14 protein-coding genes are annotated in these 15,060 nt (G+C 59.7%); 7 read left to right on the top strand and 7 right to left on the bottom strand.

Annotated elements, in window-relative coordinates; translation table 11 throughout:
* Positions 1–94: 94 nt before the first annotated feature.
* From QTL94_RS17195 to QTL94_RS17185, 3 genes are all read left to right on the top strand, one after another.
* Complete coding sequence (locus QTL94_RS17195; RefSeq protein WP_289802627.1) at positions 95–592, top strand: DUF1269 domain-containing protein; 498 nt, start codon at positions 95–97, stop codon at positions 590–592.
* 155 nt (positions 593–747) lie between these two features.
* Complete coding sequence (locus QTL94_RS17190; RefSeq protein ID WP_065690756.1) at positions 748–1,791, top strand: AI-2E family transporter; 1,044 nt, start codon at positions 748–750, stop codon at positions 1,789–1,791.
* 634 nt (positions 1,792–2,425) lie between these two features.
* Positions 2,426–3,562 (top strand): helix-turn-helix domain-containing protein, encoded by a 1,137-nt coding sequence (locus QTL94_RS17185; RefSeq protein WP_289802626.1) that lies wholly within the window; start codon positions 2,426–2,428, stop codon positions 3,560–3,562.
* Positions 3,563–3,664: 102 nt separating this feature from the next.
* On the opposite strand, the gene QTL94_RS17180 is transcribed toward QTL94_RS17185, so the two are convergent.
* From QTL94_RS17180 to cax, 3 genes are all read right to left on the bottom strand, one after another.
* Positions 3,665–5,593, bottom strand: coding sequence for a mechanosensitive ion channel family protein (locus QTL94_RS17180; protein ID WP_289802625.1), 1,929 nt, complete (start codon positions 5,591–5,593; stop codon positions 3,665–3,667).
* Positions 5,594–5,670: 77 nt separating this feature from the next.
* Positions 5,671–6,135, bottom strand: a complete 465-nt coding sequence (locus tag QTL94_RS17175; protein ID WP_289802624.1) for a DUF2267 domain-containing protein — start codon at positions 6,133–6,135, stop codon at positions 5,671–5,673.
* A 75-nt stretch (positions 6,136–6,210) separates the two neighbouring features.
* Positions 6,211–7,350 carry a calcium/proton exchanger gene (cax, locus tag QTL94_RS17170; RefSeq protein ID WP_289802623.1) on the bottom strand — a complete coding sequence of 380 codons (1,140 nt, stop codon included), beginning with the start codon at positions 7,348–7,350 and terminating at the stop codon, positions 6,211–6,213.
* Positions 7,351–7,553: 203 nt separating this feature from the next.
* Between cax and QTL94_RS17165 the strand changes: the two genes are divergently transcribed.
* On the top strand, positions 7,554–8,426 hold the full coding sequence (locus QTL94_RS17165; protein ID WP_289802622.1) for a bile acid:sodium symporter family protein: 873 nt from the start codon (positions 7,554–7,556) through the stop codon (positions 8,424–8,426).
* Here QTL94_RS17165 and QTL94_RS17160 read toward each other — a convergent pair.
* Positions 8,413–9,777 carry a DUF2254 domain-containing protein gene (locus QTL94_RS17160; RefSeq protein ID WP_289802621.1) on the bottom strand — a complete coding sequence of 455 codons (1,365 nt, stop codon included), beginning with the start codon at positions 9,775–9,777 and terminating at the stop codon, positions 8,413–8,415. The two genes, QTL94_RS17165 and QTL94_RS17160, sit on opposite strands and share 14 nt — an antisense overlap.
* Positions 9,778–9,942: 165 nt before the next feature.
* Between QTL94_RS17160 and QTL94_RS17155 the strand changes: the two genes are divergently transcribed.
* The 3 genes from QTL94_RS17155 to QTL94_RS17145 all read left to right on the top strand — a co-directional run bounded on the left by QTL94_RS17155 (position 9,943) and on the right by QTL94_RS17145 (position 11,870).
* The gene (locus QTL94_RS17155; RefSeq protein ID WP_289802620.1) at positions 9,943–10,248 is read left to right on the top strand and encodes a hypothetical protein; all 306 of its coding nucleotides are present in this window, start codon (positions 9,943–9,945) and stop codon (positions 10,246–10,248) included.
* On the top strand, positions 10,233–11,264 hold the full coding sequence (locus QTL94_RS17150; RefSeq protein ID WP_289802619.1) for a hypothetical protein: 1,032 nt from the start codon (positions 10,233–10,235) through the stop codon (positions 11,262–11,264). The genes QTL94_RS17155 and QTL94_RS17150 overlap by 16 nt, the downstream gene beginning before the upstream one ends.
* A gap of 99 nt (positions 11,265–11,363) precedes the next feature.
* Positions 11,364–11,870, top strand: coding sequence for a DUF4405 domain-containing protein (locus QTL94_RS17145; RefSeq protein ID WP_289802618.1), 507 nt, complete (start codon positions 11,364–11,366; stop codon positions 11,868–11,870).
* Here QTL94_RS17145 and QTL94_RS17140 read toward each other — a convergent pair.
* From QTL94_RS17140 to QTL94_RS17130, 3 genes are read right to left on the bottom strand one after another with little or no spacing between them, the layout of a single operon-like run.
* Entirely contained in the window at positions 11,864–13,045 is a 1,182-nt protein-coding gene (locus tag QTL94_RS17140) for an acetate and sugar kinases/Hsc70/actin family protein (RefSeq protein ID WP_289802617.1), read from the bottom strand. The two genes, QTL94_RS17145 and QTL94_RS17140, sit on opposite strands and share 7 nt — an antisense overlap.
* A 23-nt stretch (positions 13,046–13,068) precedes the next feature.
* Positions 13,069–13,359, bottom strand: a complete 291-nt coding sequence (locus QTL94_RS17135; RefSeq protein ID WP_289802616.1) for a hypothetical protein — start codon at positions 13,357–13,359, stop codon at positions 13,069–13,071.
* A complete protein-coding gene (locus QTL94_RS17130; RefSeq protein WP_289802615.1) occupies positions 13,346–14,971 on the bottom strand; it encodes an MBL fold metallo-hydrolase in 1,626 nt (541 codons plus the stop codon). The genes QTL94_RS17135 and QTL94_RS17130 overlap by 14 nt, the downstream gene beginning before the upstream one ends.
* Between the last annotated feature and the right edge of the window lie 89 nt (positions 14,972–15,060).

Raw genomic sequence — 15,060 nt, 5'->3', positions numbered from 1 at the left:
GCTCCGGGATTCCCTGCTAATTCCTTCAGTATATTCCCGGCTATGATTTATTCTTAGCGTGTCAGTCCAAAGCCCTGTTGAGGGGGGAGTAATCATGTCTGATCTGATTGCAATTGTTTACCCGACCGAAGCTAAAGCCGAAGAAGTGCGTCAGCGCTTGTTCGAATTGCAGAAAGAGTACTTGATCAAAATGGGCGATGCCGTCATCGCCACAAAGACCGAGGCCGGCAAGATCAAGTTGAACCAGCTGGTCAATACGACAGCCGCAGGTGCTGCGTCCGGCAGCTTTTGGGGCTTGCTGATCGGCGTCCTCTTCCTCAATCCGCTTCTGGGCGTGGCGGTCGGCGCTGCATCCGGCGCCATCGGCGGCGCCTTGACGGATGTTGGCATCAACGACGCTTTCATGAAGGAACTCGCAAACAGTCTTCAGCCGGGCAACGGGGCCCTGTTCGTCCTGATCCAGGAGATGACGGCGGACAAGGTTCTCAAGGAGATATCGCCTTTTGGCGGCGTCGTGCTCAAGACCTCTCTCGATGAAACGAAGGAGCAGGTCTTGCGTGACGCGTTGCAGAAAGCAACTGCGACCAGCTGACTTGCGGTAGCGGGCGGGATTTCGGCCCCGCGTGGAAGGGCAGGTGATAGCCGCTGCCCTGCGCGCGGTGACGGACCGGCCTCTTGATGCGATGCCGGGCCCCGACGTTTGTAGCGGGCGGGGCCGGCAGTAAGAACAAGAATTTAGGGGTGGGCATGCTCGAAGCAAGTGGCAGTCGCATGATCGGGTCGATAGCGACCGGCATCCTCGTACTCGCTCTGCTTTACGTCGCGCAATCGATCTTCGCGCCGCTTATCTTCTCCCTTTTTGTCATTGCGCTGGTGTGGCCGTGCCAGGCTGTGTTGCAGCGCTGGCTTCCCAAGCTTTTGGCTCTTCTCATCACGTTGATCATCACGATGGTGGTTATCATCTCCATCGGTTCGTCCGTCGCGTGGGGGTTCAGCAAGCTCGCGCAATGGCTTTTTGTCAACGCCGAGCGTTTCCAGACGATCTATGTCGACTGGACAAACTGGCTGGAAGGGCATGGCCTCGCGGTGGCAGGGCCACTGGCTGATCGCTTCGATGTCAGCTGGCTGGTGCGCTTTGTGCAGGGGATGGCTGGGCGCCTAAACAGCTTCGCCGGCTTTGCGTTGCTGGTCTTCATCTTCGTCATGCTCGGCTTACTCGAGGTGGAGGATTTCAATGCCCGGCTTACGGCGCCTGCTGCCCAGCCTCATGGTATGCGCATCCTGTCGGCCAATCGCATCATCGGTGCAAAGCTGCGCCGCTTCATGATCGTCCGGACGTTCGCAAGTATCCTTACTGGATTGGCCGTCTGGCTGTTTGCGTTGGCGGCGGGGCTTGAGCTTGCTGCTGCCTGGGGCGCGATCGCCTTCGCGCTCAACTATATCCCATTTATTGGCGCGTTCGTCGCAACGGCGCTTCCGACGTTGTTTGCCATCGCGCAGTTCGATTCATGGCAGACGGCAGTCATCATCTTCGCGTGCCTGAACGTGATCCAGTTCATCATCGGCAGCTATCTGGAGCCGCGGCTTACGGGCGCTTCGCTGGCCATATCGCCCTTTGCCGTCATCTTTGCGGTGTTCTTCTGGAGCTTCATGTGGGGGATATCTGGGGCCTTCATCGGCGTGCCTATCCTGATCGCGTTCATCGTCTACTGCGCGGGCACACCGTCAGGAAAGTGGGTCGCCACGCTGCTCTCGAGCAGCGCGATGGCTGCGACAGACCGCGAGCCATAAGGGAGGAGTGGCTCGTGAGGGGACTGTTTTTCGACATGAATACAATATGATACCAGCACTTGGCGATCCTGCCGGTGCGTGGTTCATCTGACAGTTGAGGAAAGGGGGGGAAAGAGCTAGATTGCAGGTGGGAGGAACAACGGCTGCCCTTGCTGGTATGCCCGAATAGCCAGATGAACGCTGATAAGCGCGGCAACACCTGCCGTGTGCGACGAGACACTGCGTTCAAAGCCTGCAGATAACACACACTTGCATCATTCCGACGTCACCAGGCCCTCACTTGTGGGCCCGAGAGGAGAGTACGAATGAACTGCATATCTGCTATTCGCCCTGTGGCGGCAGACTTGGCACTCAATCACGGGCTCGAAACAAACGTCGCCGTTTCGAGTGGTGTTCAGCATTTTACGCCTGAAGACGACATAAGCTGCAATGGCGGCTGCAATGTGGTGGCCTGCGATACGGCTGTCGACGATGCCGTTTCATCGGTTGGACCGCAGGCTCAAGCCGCATCGAGAGAGATTGACTATCTCGTCGACGATTTGCGGCCGAAGCTCAGCGCTGCTTTCCAGGGCCGGAGTTCCGCCTCACTCAGTAGCCGAACTCGCTCTCCCATCAGCCAACGGGAGGTGACGCGATGACGGAAGATCTTACGACCCATGTCAGATCACCGGAGCCGCAGTTGGATTGTGAGAGGTTTTCCGGCTCGGATGGCGAGGCAGCCGATACGACAACAGCTGAAGAGAACGCGCAGTATCTTCCGTCCTTCGAATTCTCGACCGATGGGCTCGCCCGACCTGATCAGTTTGCAGCTTGGCGCGATAGTTTCTCGCCAATGCTCGAACTGGCCGACGAGGACCCGACGACCACCTACTTCGGCGGGCGTCAGAGGCTTTGGGATCTTGGAAGTCTGCTGCTTGCGCAAATCAGTACGGATAGGCTCTCGTTCTCCAGCCTGCCTGGCTATGTCCGGCGCGATCCCGTCGATCACTGGACGATGACCGTCTTGCAGTCGGGCCAGATCCGGACCGACAGGGGGCGAAGCGGGTTTGCAGCGGGGCCTGGCGAGGTCCAGATCCATTCGCTTGGTCGCTCCTTCAACGGTAGCGTCGACAAGAGCGAAATGCTCATGCTGTTCGTGCCGCGCGATCTATCCGTGGAAACAGCCGCGACGCTAGGCTCGGCGGAGTTTTCCACGCTTGGTACCGGCATGGGCGGGCTGTTCTCGGACTACCTCATTGACGTATCCAATCGTTTGCCAACGCTGACCCAGGCAGACCTTCCGGGGCTGGTCGCAGCGACACGGGCGATGATCCTTGCCTGTGTCTCGCCATCCGCGGATCATATCGAGGCCGCCGAAGGGCCAATCGCCAATGTGCTGCTCGAGAGGGCGCGGCAACTGGTGCACGGTCGGCTGCTTGACCCGAAGCTGGGGAGCGAGCTGGTCCGACGGGAGCTCGGTATTTCGCGGACGCGGCTCTATAACCTGTTCGAGCCCTTCGGCGGCGTGATGCATTACATTCAGCACCGCCGCCTGCTCAGTGCCTATGCCGCACTGACCGATCCCAATGATCGGCGGCTGATCTTCCAGATTGCCGAAGAACGGGGGTTCAGCGATGGCGCCGAGTTCAGTCGCGCCTTCAAACGCGCGTTTGGCTACAGCCCAAGCGAAGTGCGCAATCGAGATGGCGGGGGCATTCCAATTCGGCGGGATCTCGACGATTGCCCGTCCGAGGAGCGTCTGGGCGTGCTTCTTCGACGATTGCAGGGGTAAGCCTAGGTTGTCGCGAGGCGCGGCCTCGCGACATGTCCGCAGCGCCGGCAATGAAGGCTTCGGCCGACAGCTGTCATTGGGGCTGCGTCACCGGCGATGGTCCTAAGTCGAGGGAGCGGCAGCCTTTACGTCATGCGCCATGACTGCCGCCTGAGCGGCAGCCGCTCCGCCAGATTTGTCATCGCCGCCGACCTGCACCGTAGGCTGGGCGAAGGTTATTCCGTTCGCCAGGAAGGCCTCGCGGAGCTTGGCATAGGCCTTGCGCCGTATATAGGTCTGCATTCCGGGAACGGTGGTCATTCCGAAACTCAGGATGATGCCGTAGTCTCCGAATTCCTCGACGCCTTTCATTTTCAAGGGCTCGATGAAGAGCGGTCCCAGCTCGCTGTCTTCCTTCAGTTCGGCGCCGACCTTCTTTGTCAGTTTGCGGGCGTTCTCGATATTGGTGTCGTAACCCACCGAAATCCGGAACTTGTCGATCACCCAATCGCGGCTCATATTCTCGACTGCGCCGAGGTCGCCGAAGGGCACCGTAAAGACCGGGCCGCGATGATGCCGGAGCCGGACGGAGCGCAGGCTAAAACCTTCCACGGTTCCCTTGTAGTCCTTCGCCTGGATGTACTCGCCGACCCGGAAAGCATCGTCGAGCATGTAGAAGACGCCGCTGATGATGTCCTTCACCAGCGTCTGCGAGCCGAACCCGATCGCGACGCCGAAAATCCCGGCCCCGGCAAGCAGCGGCCCGATCTGAACCCCCAGTTCCGAGAGCACGATGAGGCCGGCGATAACGAGGACCACGACTGCGATTGCATTCCGGAAAATTGGGAGAAGCGTGCGAATGCGAGCGCGGCGCGCGGCATCCGCAGGAGAAAGCGACGCTGTGTCGGATGCCGTTAGCAGCGAACGGTCGATCCAGTGCCTCACCAACTGCCAGACAAGATCGGCAAGAAGCAAGACGATAACGCTCTTCAGACCTCCGTAGACAAGCGCCGCGATCCAGGGATCCTGCCGCCCGGGTGCTTCGGGGTTGAGATGCCACACGAGCGCCAGCCAACCGAGCGCCACTCCGACGACAGCGGCCCGGATTCCGTGCGTGACCAGCAAGTGTCGCAAGCCGCCGGTGTCTGACGAGAGCGCCGTCGTTACGCGTGCCGTCCCTCTGAGGACGCGCGGAAGGGCAATGGCGTAGATGCCGAGCCAGAACAGCGCTTTCATGTCGAGGCACCACGCGACCCAGAGTGCTACGCCGAACGCCGTCGCCGCAGCCTTCCACGACGCCGACGTCTCCATCGTCGACCAGACGGCCTCGACGGCCAAAGCCAGCACGATCACAGAGAAACACACGGCGATCGCGTTCGCAACATCAGGATCGATGCCCTGCGGTCCCGTGATGGCAGATGTTGCGATGCCAACGACCACAATGCCGATGAGTATGGACAGACGGTGCCGCTGTGGAGGCGACATAAGCATCAATGGCATCAAGGTAAGGGCCAGACGGATGACAATGAACGCGATGATGTAAGCAAGCAGTGTCAGGCGGGCGAGTGGAGGCCAATCCACGGCGAAGAAGATCGCGGCCGTTACGAGCGAGAATATGCCGATGGATCCAAGCCTCACGAGTGTGCTGTCGCTGCGCACCACGAGCCGTCGCCAGACCATTTCGGCCGCAAGCCCGATGGCGATAAGACCCGCGAAGATCGCGAAGACCGGCGCATACCCCTTCGCAATGGCTTCGCCGCGCGTTCTCGCTGCGGCTGCGTTCAGTTCCCCGGGCACGCGCGGAAGAGCACTCAGGACATTGTTGACGCGCTCACGGATCGACGCTTCCCATTTTGCAAAGCCAAACTTGCTCGTGTCGGAAACAGACGCGGCCTGTCCCGCCTTGTGGCTCTCCAGCCAGGATTGAACCTCGGGGTCTGCGAGCAGCTGCAAGAGCTGATCGACTTTCTGATCAGGAGCAGTGGCGGGCAGCGGTGCTGCCGACGCGATGGACGAGAACAGAATTACCAGCCCGACGATTATCCATCTCATGTCAGAAAGCCTCTTTTGAACAGCTTATTCGAACACTGTCTGGCGGGCTTTTGCAATCGTCCGATTGGTGAAGCCTATCATGCGGCAGATGGGGGCTTGTTCAGGGTCACAGACGTGAGCTGATTCCCGATCGTGGCGGTGGTTGCGCAGAGCCTCAGCGCGATGTCGAGCTTGTTCGATCTCTTGCGAGGAAGGCGGGCTTCGAACAGCTTCAGGACTTTCGGAAACAGCTCGGCGTCTGAGACGATGCTTCGGGGCAGAGCCGCGTTGATCAACGCAGGCAGATCGTGAAGATCATCGTGTCCCTGGCTCTTCATCGGATCCCAGGCCTCGAAATAAAGACCGCGAAGCATCATGGGCAAATCGTTGCCAACCTTGGCGTTGTCATCCACCGAAAGCCTGTCTCGTACCCCGTGAAGGATCGTGCGCAGCACCTCATATGCGACGCGCTGCTCGCAGCCGAGCAGTTCGGAAAGTTCTCGGATCCAGACCGTTGCCTGCTGCGCGGCATCCGGAAAGGTGAGAATGGGGCTGTAGCGCATGCGATCCTCCGTATTGCGGTTCCTTCAGCAATTTCGATTTGCGTGAAGAATGTCAGTGTCGTTCTTGATCTTCGTTCACAGCACCATCGGCGGCAGCAGGAAAAGCGTGAGCCCGAAGATGGCGTAGACCGCCAGGGCGAGAACGCCGATATACCAGGTGCCGTGGCCGCCGTTGGACAGGAACGTGGCCGCCATCGTGGCGATGAGCATCATGGTCACCGCGCCGGGCCAGAACTGGAGCGACATCGGCGCAGGGCCCAGGAAATAGCTCGTGATGACCAGAACGGGTGCGACGAACAGGGCGATCTGCGCCGCGCTCCCGAGCGCAATGCCGACGCTCAGATCAAGACGGTTGGAGCGCGCGGCCGAGAAGGCCGTCGTCATCTCGGCCGCGCCGCCGACCAAGGCGACGATGATAAAACCAACGAAAGCCGGCGTCATACCCATCTGCTCCGCGGCAGCCTGAACGGATCCCACAAAGACCTCGCTCACCAGGGCGACCAACAGCGTGACGACGAGCAGGATGGCGACGGAAACCGACAATGACCAGGAAGCGTGTTCTTCAGCCTCGCCGACGCTAGCGAACAGTTCGCGATGTGTCTTGAGCGAGAACAGCATGCCCAGTCCGTAGACGGCGATGAGCAGCACCGACAATCCAAGGCTCAGCTTGCTCGACACTGCGGAGGCCTGATCGACGTTCTTGATCAGGGACGGAACCAGGACCGCGACGGTCGCCAAGAACAGCAAGCAGGACTGGAAGCGGGCATTGATGCGATTGAAATCCTGCACATGGTGCTTGAGGCCGCCGAGCAGGAAGGCCCCTCCCAGCATGAAGAGGGTGTTTGTCACGATCGCACCGGCAATGGATGCCTTCACCAGCTGGTATTGTCCTGCCTGGAGGGCCGCGAGCGAGATCACAAGCTCGGTCAGATTGCCGAGCGTCGCGTTAAGCAGACCTCCGACCGCGTCTCCGGTTCGCACGGAAACGGCCTCGGTCGCGCGACTAAGCAGTGCTGCAAGCGGCACGATCGCCAAGACCGACAGGCCAAACAGCAGCGTATGAGCATCCGGCGACGCTAGTTCGATCAAAAGAACAGCGGGCACGAAGACGAGAAGCGCCAGAAGCGGCGCCTGTCGCACTTCGCCAATCAGCCGCTTTGCCAATCCGGACGGCTGGGGCGATTTGCTGGAATGGATCTGCTGGACGTTACCCATCGCTGCCTCCCAGAACATTCATCTGCGACGGCGAGAATAGGAGCACGATTGCAACGCGCATTGACGGGGATCAAAGCAGGGATGCCGCATTGATCAATCCTATCGTCCCTAGCCGTGATTTCGCAGGAGTACATTGAAGGAGATCAACGACGGGTATCGGCCGTCGCAGTATGATTGCCCAGGAAAGCCGGGAGGTGGCGAGGATGTCGGATCTGCTGAAATACACCCTGCATGTCGCGCTTGTTTCATTCATGCTCGGCAGTCTGGTCGATGTGGGCCTCAAGCTCGATGTGAGGGAAGCCTGGGCGGCACTGCACGACAGGCGGTTCGTCATATCCAGCGTTCTCTCGGCCTTTGTCGTCGGGCCGCTGCTTGCCCTGTTTATCGCGCGCGCACTCGCATTGCCGGAGCCTTACGCACTCGGGCTGTTGCTGCTTGGGCTGACGCCGTGCGCGCCGTTTCTGCCCCTGCTTTCAGATGTCGCGAAAGGCGATCCGGCCTATACCGCAGCGTTCATCGTGATCGCAGCGCTTGGCACAATCGTCGTGATGCCAATCGCGGTGCCCTTCGTAGCGCCGGACCTGCACGCAGGCGCGGGCGTTATCGCGCGGCCTCTACTGCTGTTGGTGCTGGCGCCGTTCGCCATCGGCATCGCCGTTCGAAGCCTCTCCAAAAGATGGGCCGACAGAAGTGATCCGATCATCAGAAAGCTGGTCGCGGTCAACATTGTCATACTTCTGGCCGTTGCCGTGCTGCAGAACTGGCAGGACATGCTGAGTGCGGTTGGCACCTGGGCGATCGCCGCGCAGTTCATCTACTACTTCGCACTGGCGGCTTGTTCCTATGCGCTTTCGTTCGGGCTGAGATACGATAAGCGCAGCGTCGTTACGCTTGGAGTGTCCACCAGGAATGTCGGCGCTGCGCTTGCGCCCTTGTCCGCCGTTCCAGATGCGGACCCGCGGTCCAGCACAATGTGCATTCTTGCCGCCTGCATCACTCTTCTGGTTGGATTTGCTGTTGCAAGACTGCTCAGCCGGCTGGCTCCGGCTCCTCGTCTTGAAATCAATCGCGGCTAGCGGAACTCAACCGTCTTCCGGTGCCACCCAATCCTTGCGAGTCGGGCGTCCGTGCAAGTTTCAAATCCTCTGGAAGGACGTAGATTTTTTCCAGCATCCGGTCGAGGAGGTCCAATTCCTCGAGCAGCGTTGGGCGGCGACTATCTGGCAGCACCTCCAGTGCATACTCGATTACTGCCCTCATGCGGCGCGCAATCTGGAAGTTCTCGGCGCCGTATAGCCGTATCTCGCTGAAGGTCAGTTGCACGAAGTCCTCCCAGTTCGGCGTTCTGCAGATCAGCCGCAGTTTTCCTGATTTCCCGCGGAGCTGGTCGCCAAGGAGATGCCGTCCGCCGACGAAACACAACAGGCGTTGCAGTTGATCGATCGCCAGCACCGCTGTCGTCGGATCGTTGATTGCCTTCGACAGCGCTTTGATGCCGATATCGACGATGATCCTGAACGCAAACGTCGAGTCCTGTTCCAGGGTGCGCTCTGGCCCGAGAGCGACCAGCGCCTTGAGCTTGCGTTCGTCGGGCAGGTCTTGGCCGTACAAACGGAAGAGGACTTCACCAGTGCCGACGAAATCACCGACCCTCGGCACAAGTTCGATGATCGAATCCGTTCCGTCGGCGAGGCCGACGAGGCCCCGCATGTTGACGGCAACTACGATGGCAGGGTTGGCTTGGTGGAAGATGACTTTATCAGGCGTGCCCACTGTCGTGATGGAGCTGTCATCGGAACCATCAGCGAGATCAGGATAAACAGCCTTGATGACATCATGTCCCTTTTCACCGACCCTCAAGATGATGCTGACAGGACGCAGCAAGCGTGCAGCGTAGTCTATGAGGTAGAGAAAGGCCGCGATGGACAAGAAGCCAAGTAGTCCCGCCATTCCCGAGACGCCGTGAGGCACGGTGGTATCAAGTCTCGAAAGAGCGCCGGCGGCGAAGAGCAATGTAAAGATGAAGAGGCCAACGGTAAAGCGGATGGCGTTGTCCTGCAGCAGGGTGGTCGCGATAATTCTGGGCGTCAACTGACCGCCGGCAACCTGAATGGCAACCAGAAGGGAGCCAAAGGTAAAGACAACGAAGGTCAGGGTCATCGTGACGATCGTCTCGAGCATGCGTTGCGTGCCCGCGACGCCCCATGGCCAGACGTCCACGAAGACCGGCCACGCATCGAAGGCGTAGACCAGTCTGATGGCGCCGACGTACAGTAAAAGGGCAATAAATGGAACGATCCACAGCGAGGATCGGACGTAGCTTCTAAATCCGTACCAATGATTCCAACCCATCGCGGCGTATCTCGCTCTTGAGCGCCAAGTAAAACTGCCTTCTATCAAGCATGCCTTATCAATTCTGCGACGCATTGACCCCGATCAAGCGGTGGCGTTCTCATTTTGATTTAACTCAATGTGGGACAGCGTCAGCCTGATAGCCTTTATCACAAGTTGGCATTCCCGGTCTGCGGGGTCGCGCGCCTCGCAATAAAATAAGTCCGAGAGCAGGCATCGAAAGAGCTACGCATGAGATTCATGAGCAAAACCAAGTACATCTGCGTCCCGACTCGCCATGGCCTTTTCAACGTCGTTGATGCCGCGACCGGCTCGCCCGTCGAAGTCGATGCCACGGCGATCTTTCTTACACGCAGGGAAGCGCATCGCCTTATCGCAAGGCTCGATAGGGCTGCTTCACATGGCAACGACGATCAACGTCTGGTCGTCCCGCAACAATCCCTCGGGGCTACCCGTGAGTACGAAGGGGGAAGGCAATGGTACATGCAGGAGCTGTTGAAGAAGCTGCCGCGGCACCCTCAAAATCGGACGTGGAAGATCAGCTAGAGAGGATCCTCGCAAGCGAGGATCTCCGTCTCCCGACGCGTGCGCAGAACTTCCTGCGGTATGTGGTCGAGGAGACGCTTGAGGGACGGTCGCACTACCTTAAGGCCTACACGATCGCCGAGACGGTCTTTGCGAGACGAAACTTCGACGCGCAGAATGATCCCGCGGTCCGCATCGAGGCTTGCCGGATCAGGAGAGAGCTGGAGCGCTTCTATCTGCTGTCGCGACAGCCTGAACCTGTCCTGATCACGATTCCCAAAGGTGGCTACGTTCCGTCATTCGCGACCAATCCGGATTTCGGAGTGCAGATTGCGGCGGTCGCGACGAACCCCCCGCCCATTTTAGTGAGGCGCGCCGAGTGGCTCAGTGGTCCTTCGAGGCAATCGGCCGACCTCAAGGGGGCATTCGTTGGATTTTCGATCATCGGGATCGCGACAATCTCTGTTATTGCCCTGCAACTTGCCTCAACGCCACCGGTACAAAAGCCGGCTGAGGTGCAGGCGGCGCCAACGATCGTCGTGGAGCCTATCGATGATGCTGGCGGCAGCGGCCAGGCAGCGGAGATCTCTCGCTTCCTCAGGGACGAGCTTGTCGTCAAACTCGTGTCGGGCGGAAAGCTGACAGTGATGCTGCAGCCTGCAGCATCCGGCGCCAACGGGGATGAGCGCTACTTGCTGCAAAGCAGTGTAAGAAAGAACGAGGAGCGGCTTCGTCTCACAGCTCGCCTCGTGCGCCAGAGCGATGGAGCCGTCCTTTGGTCGGGCAGCTACGACCTGAACCAGCGCCCGGACACATCGCTGGGGACGGAGGAGGCGGTGGCAGACCAGATCGCACATGACATTGCGCAGCCACTCAAGATCGGGTCGCCTCTGACGCTGCCCACAGTTTCGCTATCGGACAAAGAGGACCCCAAGGGTAGCAGCGGGGCGCATATGTCGATGCCTGCAGGCGTTGAACCTCAATCCTTGGCGAGCAACAGGGAAAAACGCACTGCGATGGGCGGTCTATCATTCTAGGGAGCGGCGAAGGCAGGTGCTGCACCCTCTATGGACGATGTTTAATTATGGCCACGCGAAGTGCCATGTCATGATCCCGCCATTACCAACAGGTGGACAATGACGAACCTCATAAAGCGTTACGCAACCCCATTCATCACCGGCTTGTTTCTTGTTTCATTGATTTCTGGAATCGCGCTCTTCTTCCATGTCGGCCAAGGCTGGTTTCATGGTATGCACGAGTGGCTCAGTATGGTTCTGATCGCTCCTTTCGCTTTTCACCTCTGGAAGAACTGGAAGGCGTTTTCCAATTATTTCCGACGGGCGCCGATGGCGATTGCGTTGGTGATCTCGCTGGCTGCCGCCCTCTATTACGCGGTGCCGTCGGGAGCCGAGGGTGGCCGTGCTGGCGGCCCTCCTCACTTCGCCTTTGCCAGCGCCATCCTGAAAAATCCCGCATCCCAGGTCGCGCCGCTTCTGGGGACGACACCCGAGGCCCTTGTCCAGAAGTTGACCAGTGCTGGATTTGCCGCTGCCGCATCCGAGGCAACCCTTAGTGATATAGCGGTGCGCTCCGGCAAGGATGAGGCGGCGCTTCTTCAGATATTGGTTGCGAAGCCTCAATGATATCCATGTCGATTGATGGTAGCGAGTGCCTCGTCGGCGATGACTTGCTCTTCGTCAGTGGGAATGACGAATGCAGCAATGGTGCTGTCCTTGGCATTCAACACGGTTGCGCTGGTTTTGTTGGCCGCCTCGTTCAGGGAAAGGCCCATCCATAACAGGTGCCGCTCGATCCCCCGGCGGATCTCAGGCTGGTGCTCTCCAATACCGCCGGTAAAGACGATCGCGTCGACGCCGCCAATCGAAACGGCGAGACGGCCGATTTCGCCCGCAACTCTGAAGCAGAACAGATCGATGGCTTCCCTGGCGGCGGGGCGGAAGTCCTCCAGGAGGGCTTGGGTATCGCCGCTTGTCCCCGAGACCCCGAAAAGCCCGCATCGATGATAGAGAAAATCCTCCAGCTTGTCGGCATCCGACAATTCGGATCTGAGTAGATGAAGCAGGACGCCGGGATCCATAGCTCCCGGCCGCGTGGCCATCGGGACGCCATCGAGAGCTGAAAAGCCCATGCTGGTGTCAATGCTCACTCCATCGACCATGCCGCAAAGGCTGGCGCTGTTTCCAAGGTGAGCGCAGACAACTCTGCCGCCACCTATGTCTGGCGCAAGTCTATGCAGACAGGCCGATACATGTTTGTAGGAGAGACCGTGGAAGCCGTATCTCCGCACGCCCGCCTCGTGCATCGAGGTGGGGATTGCCAGTCTGGCCGCCAAGCTGCATTGCGAGGCGTGAAAGGCCGTGTCGAAGGATGCGGTTTGCACGACTGGCGGATAGAGCGAGAAGATGGCGTCGATTACTTGCAGCGCCTGCGACTGCTCCCGAGGCGCCAGTCGTGACAAGGCTTCGATTTGGGACATCGTGCTCGCGTTGAGCGGCGTCGGCCCGTTGAAAAGGAGTCCGCCGTGTATGATGCGGTGGCCGACAAATGCCATGTGGCAGCCAGCGTGCACCAGACGATCGATAACATTCGCGATTGCCTTGATGCCAATGCCGTCTGCGGTAATCGGCAGCTCGATTTCCTGGACATCCTCACCCACCTGATATGTGAACCGCGGGCTCTGACCGAAACACAAAGTGCCTCGGCCGACACGCTTGGCCACCCCGGAACCGACATCGAACACGCCAATCTTCAAACTCGAAGAACCGGCATTGAAGACTACTCCCACTTCCCTGGTCATGCTGAACCTCACTTGGTCGCCAGCTACCGGGAGCTGGCTTCCGCAACGGCGGACTCCAATAGCTGCAAGGCGTAATCTGCCGTCGACTTCTCATCATCGGCGCAGAGCTTCAACGCACGGCACCGATTCTTCAGATCTCGCAGGATCCGGCGCCGAACTCTCTGGATGACAGGCGCATGCTCCTTCTTCAGAAGCTCCTGCAGGCAGGCGACGGCGACCAGCTCTGACACCAGCAGCCTGCCTTCCACTTCGCCCTGCGTGGGAACGGCGAAGTGTTCGCCGGCGGGTTTGAAATCCCGGTCAGTGCATAGCATTGTGGTTCTCCCTTGCCTTGATGTCTTCTTCGCCAGGGTCGAGCGCGCGCCTGACCTTGCGAAGGATCACAGCCCGGCCTTTCTGATCGGCGGCTTGGCTCAGACGGTCGGAGAGGTCGAGGACGAAGCGCTGGAAGTCGTTATGCCAATCCGGGCGACCGAGTTGCTCGGGTGCAAGCCGGACATGAGTTGCATCTTCGATCAGACGCGCGCCCTCCCTAGTCAGGGAGAAGCTGTCATCGAGCCGGGGCTCGATCACAGGGACGTTCAGGGATTTTGACAGGCGGCTCGTGAGCGCGCTACGCGCTTCCGGCTCACCATGGACCAGAAATACTCCCTTGCCGATCGGCGCCCGGGCCGAAACCCATTCCTCCAGATCCGAGGCATCCGCGTGACCACTATAGGCGTCGAAGGCTACGATCGTCGCCTGCACCTGAATCTCGTCGCCCTGGATCCGCACCACGCGGGCACCATCCTGCAGGATGCGTCCAAGAGTTCCCGATGCCTGGAAGCCCACCAGAAGGACGGTGCATTCCGGTCGCCAGAGCCAGTTTCGCAGACGGTGACGGATACGCCCCGCTTCGCACATGCCGCTCGCCGCAATGATGATGTGGAAACCACGGACCAGATCGAGCGCCTTCGACTGCTCGGCGGACTCGGTGAACCTGACGTTCGGCGCGTTGAGAGCACGTATGAAGGCGGCCGCGTTGGCAAGCTCTCCGGCCTGGGCCTTGAACACCTCGGTGGCCCTCGACGCCAGTGGTGAGTCGATCATGATTGGCAAACGCGGGAGGCTGCCGTCGTCCATCAACGCGATGAGATCCGTCAAGACCTCCTGGGTTCGCTCGACGGCAAAGGACGGGATCAGAAGCGCGCCGCTTGGGCTGTGCGCCTTCGCAACGATCGCCTTCAGGCGGTCGCGGCGTGCATCTTGCGTCAGGTCCTCGCGCTCACGGTCTCCATAGGTGCTTTCGCAGATGAGATAGTCGATGCCTGAAGGAGCCTGGGGCAATCCCTCCAGCAGTTTGAAGCGGGTGCCGACGTCGCCGGAAAATAGCAGGCGTCGCGCATCGTCTGCGCCCGCCACCTCGATCTCTATGGAGGCGGATCCGAGCATGTGGCCGGCGTTCCAGAAGCGGAACCTGATCCCGTCGCCCATGTCCCGCCATTGCAGGTACGGCACGCTGATGAACTGGGGCATCACCATGCGGGCGTCGTCGGCGGTGTAAATGGGCTCCACGGGAGCGCGTGAGCGCCTGCGGCTGCGGCGGTTGAGCTGCTTGACTTCGGACTCCTGGATATGTCCGGAATCCTGCAGCATGACCCCGCACAGTTCCATGGTCGGCCGCGTGGCGTAGATCGGCCCGCTGAAACCCTCCTTCGCCAGCTTCGGAAGGAGACCCGAGTGATCAATGTGAGCGTGTGTGAGAAGGACTGCATCGATCTCCGTCGGATCGAAGGGGAAGGGGCGGTAGTTAAGCTCTTTTTCGCTCTTCGAGCCCTGGAACATGCCACAATCGATCATGATCCGGCGATCTGCAGCCTCCAGAATGAAGCAGGAGCCGGTGACAGATCCGGCTGCGCCATGGAAGGATAGTTTGGGGTCCGGCATGTTCCACCTGTCAGCGTTCGGGCAGAGCATAAAGGTGAGGGGCAGGCCGTCCTTGATGAAGGTCAATCTGTGAACGGCATGCCGAACTA

It is taken from the genome of Rhizobium sp. S96, from assembly GCF_030382195.1.
In the GTDB taxonomy this organism is placed as follows: Bacteria; Pseudomonadota; Alphaproteobacteria; order Rhizobiales; family Rhizobiaceae; genus Rhizobium.
Note: the sequence above shows the minus strand (reverse complement) of the source record. Positions and strands in the feature narration are given on the sequence as shown.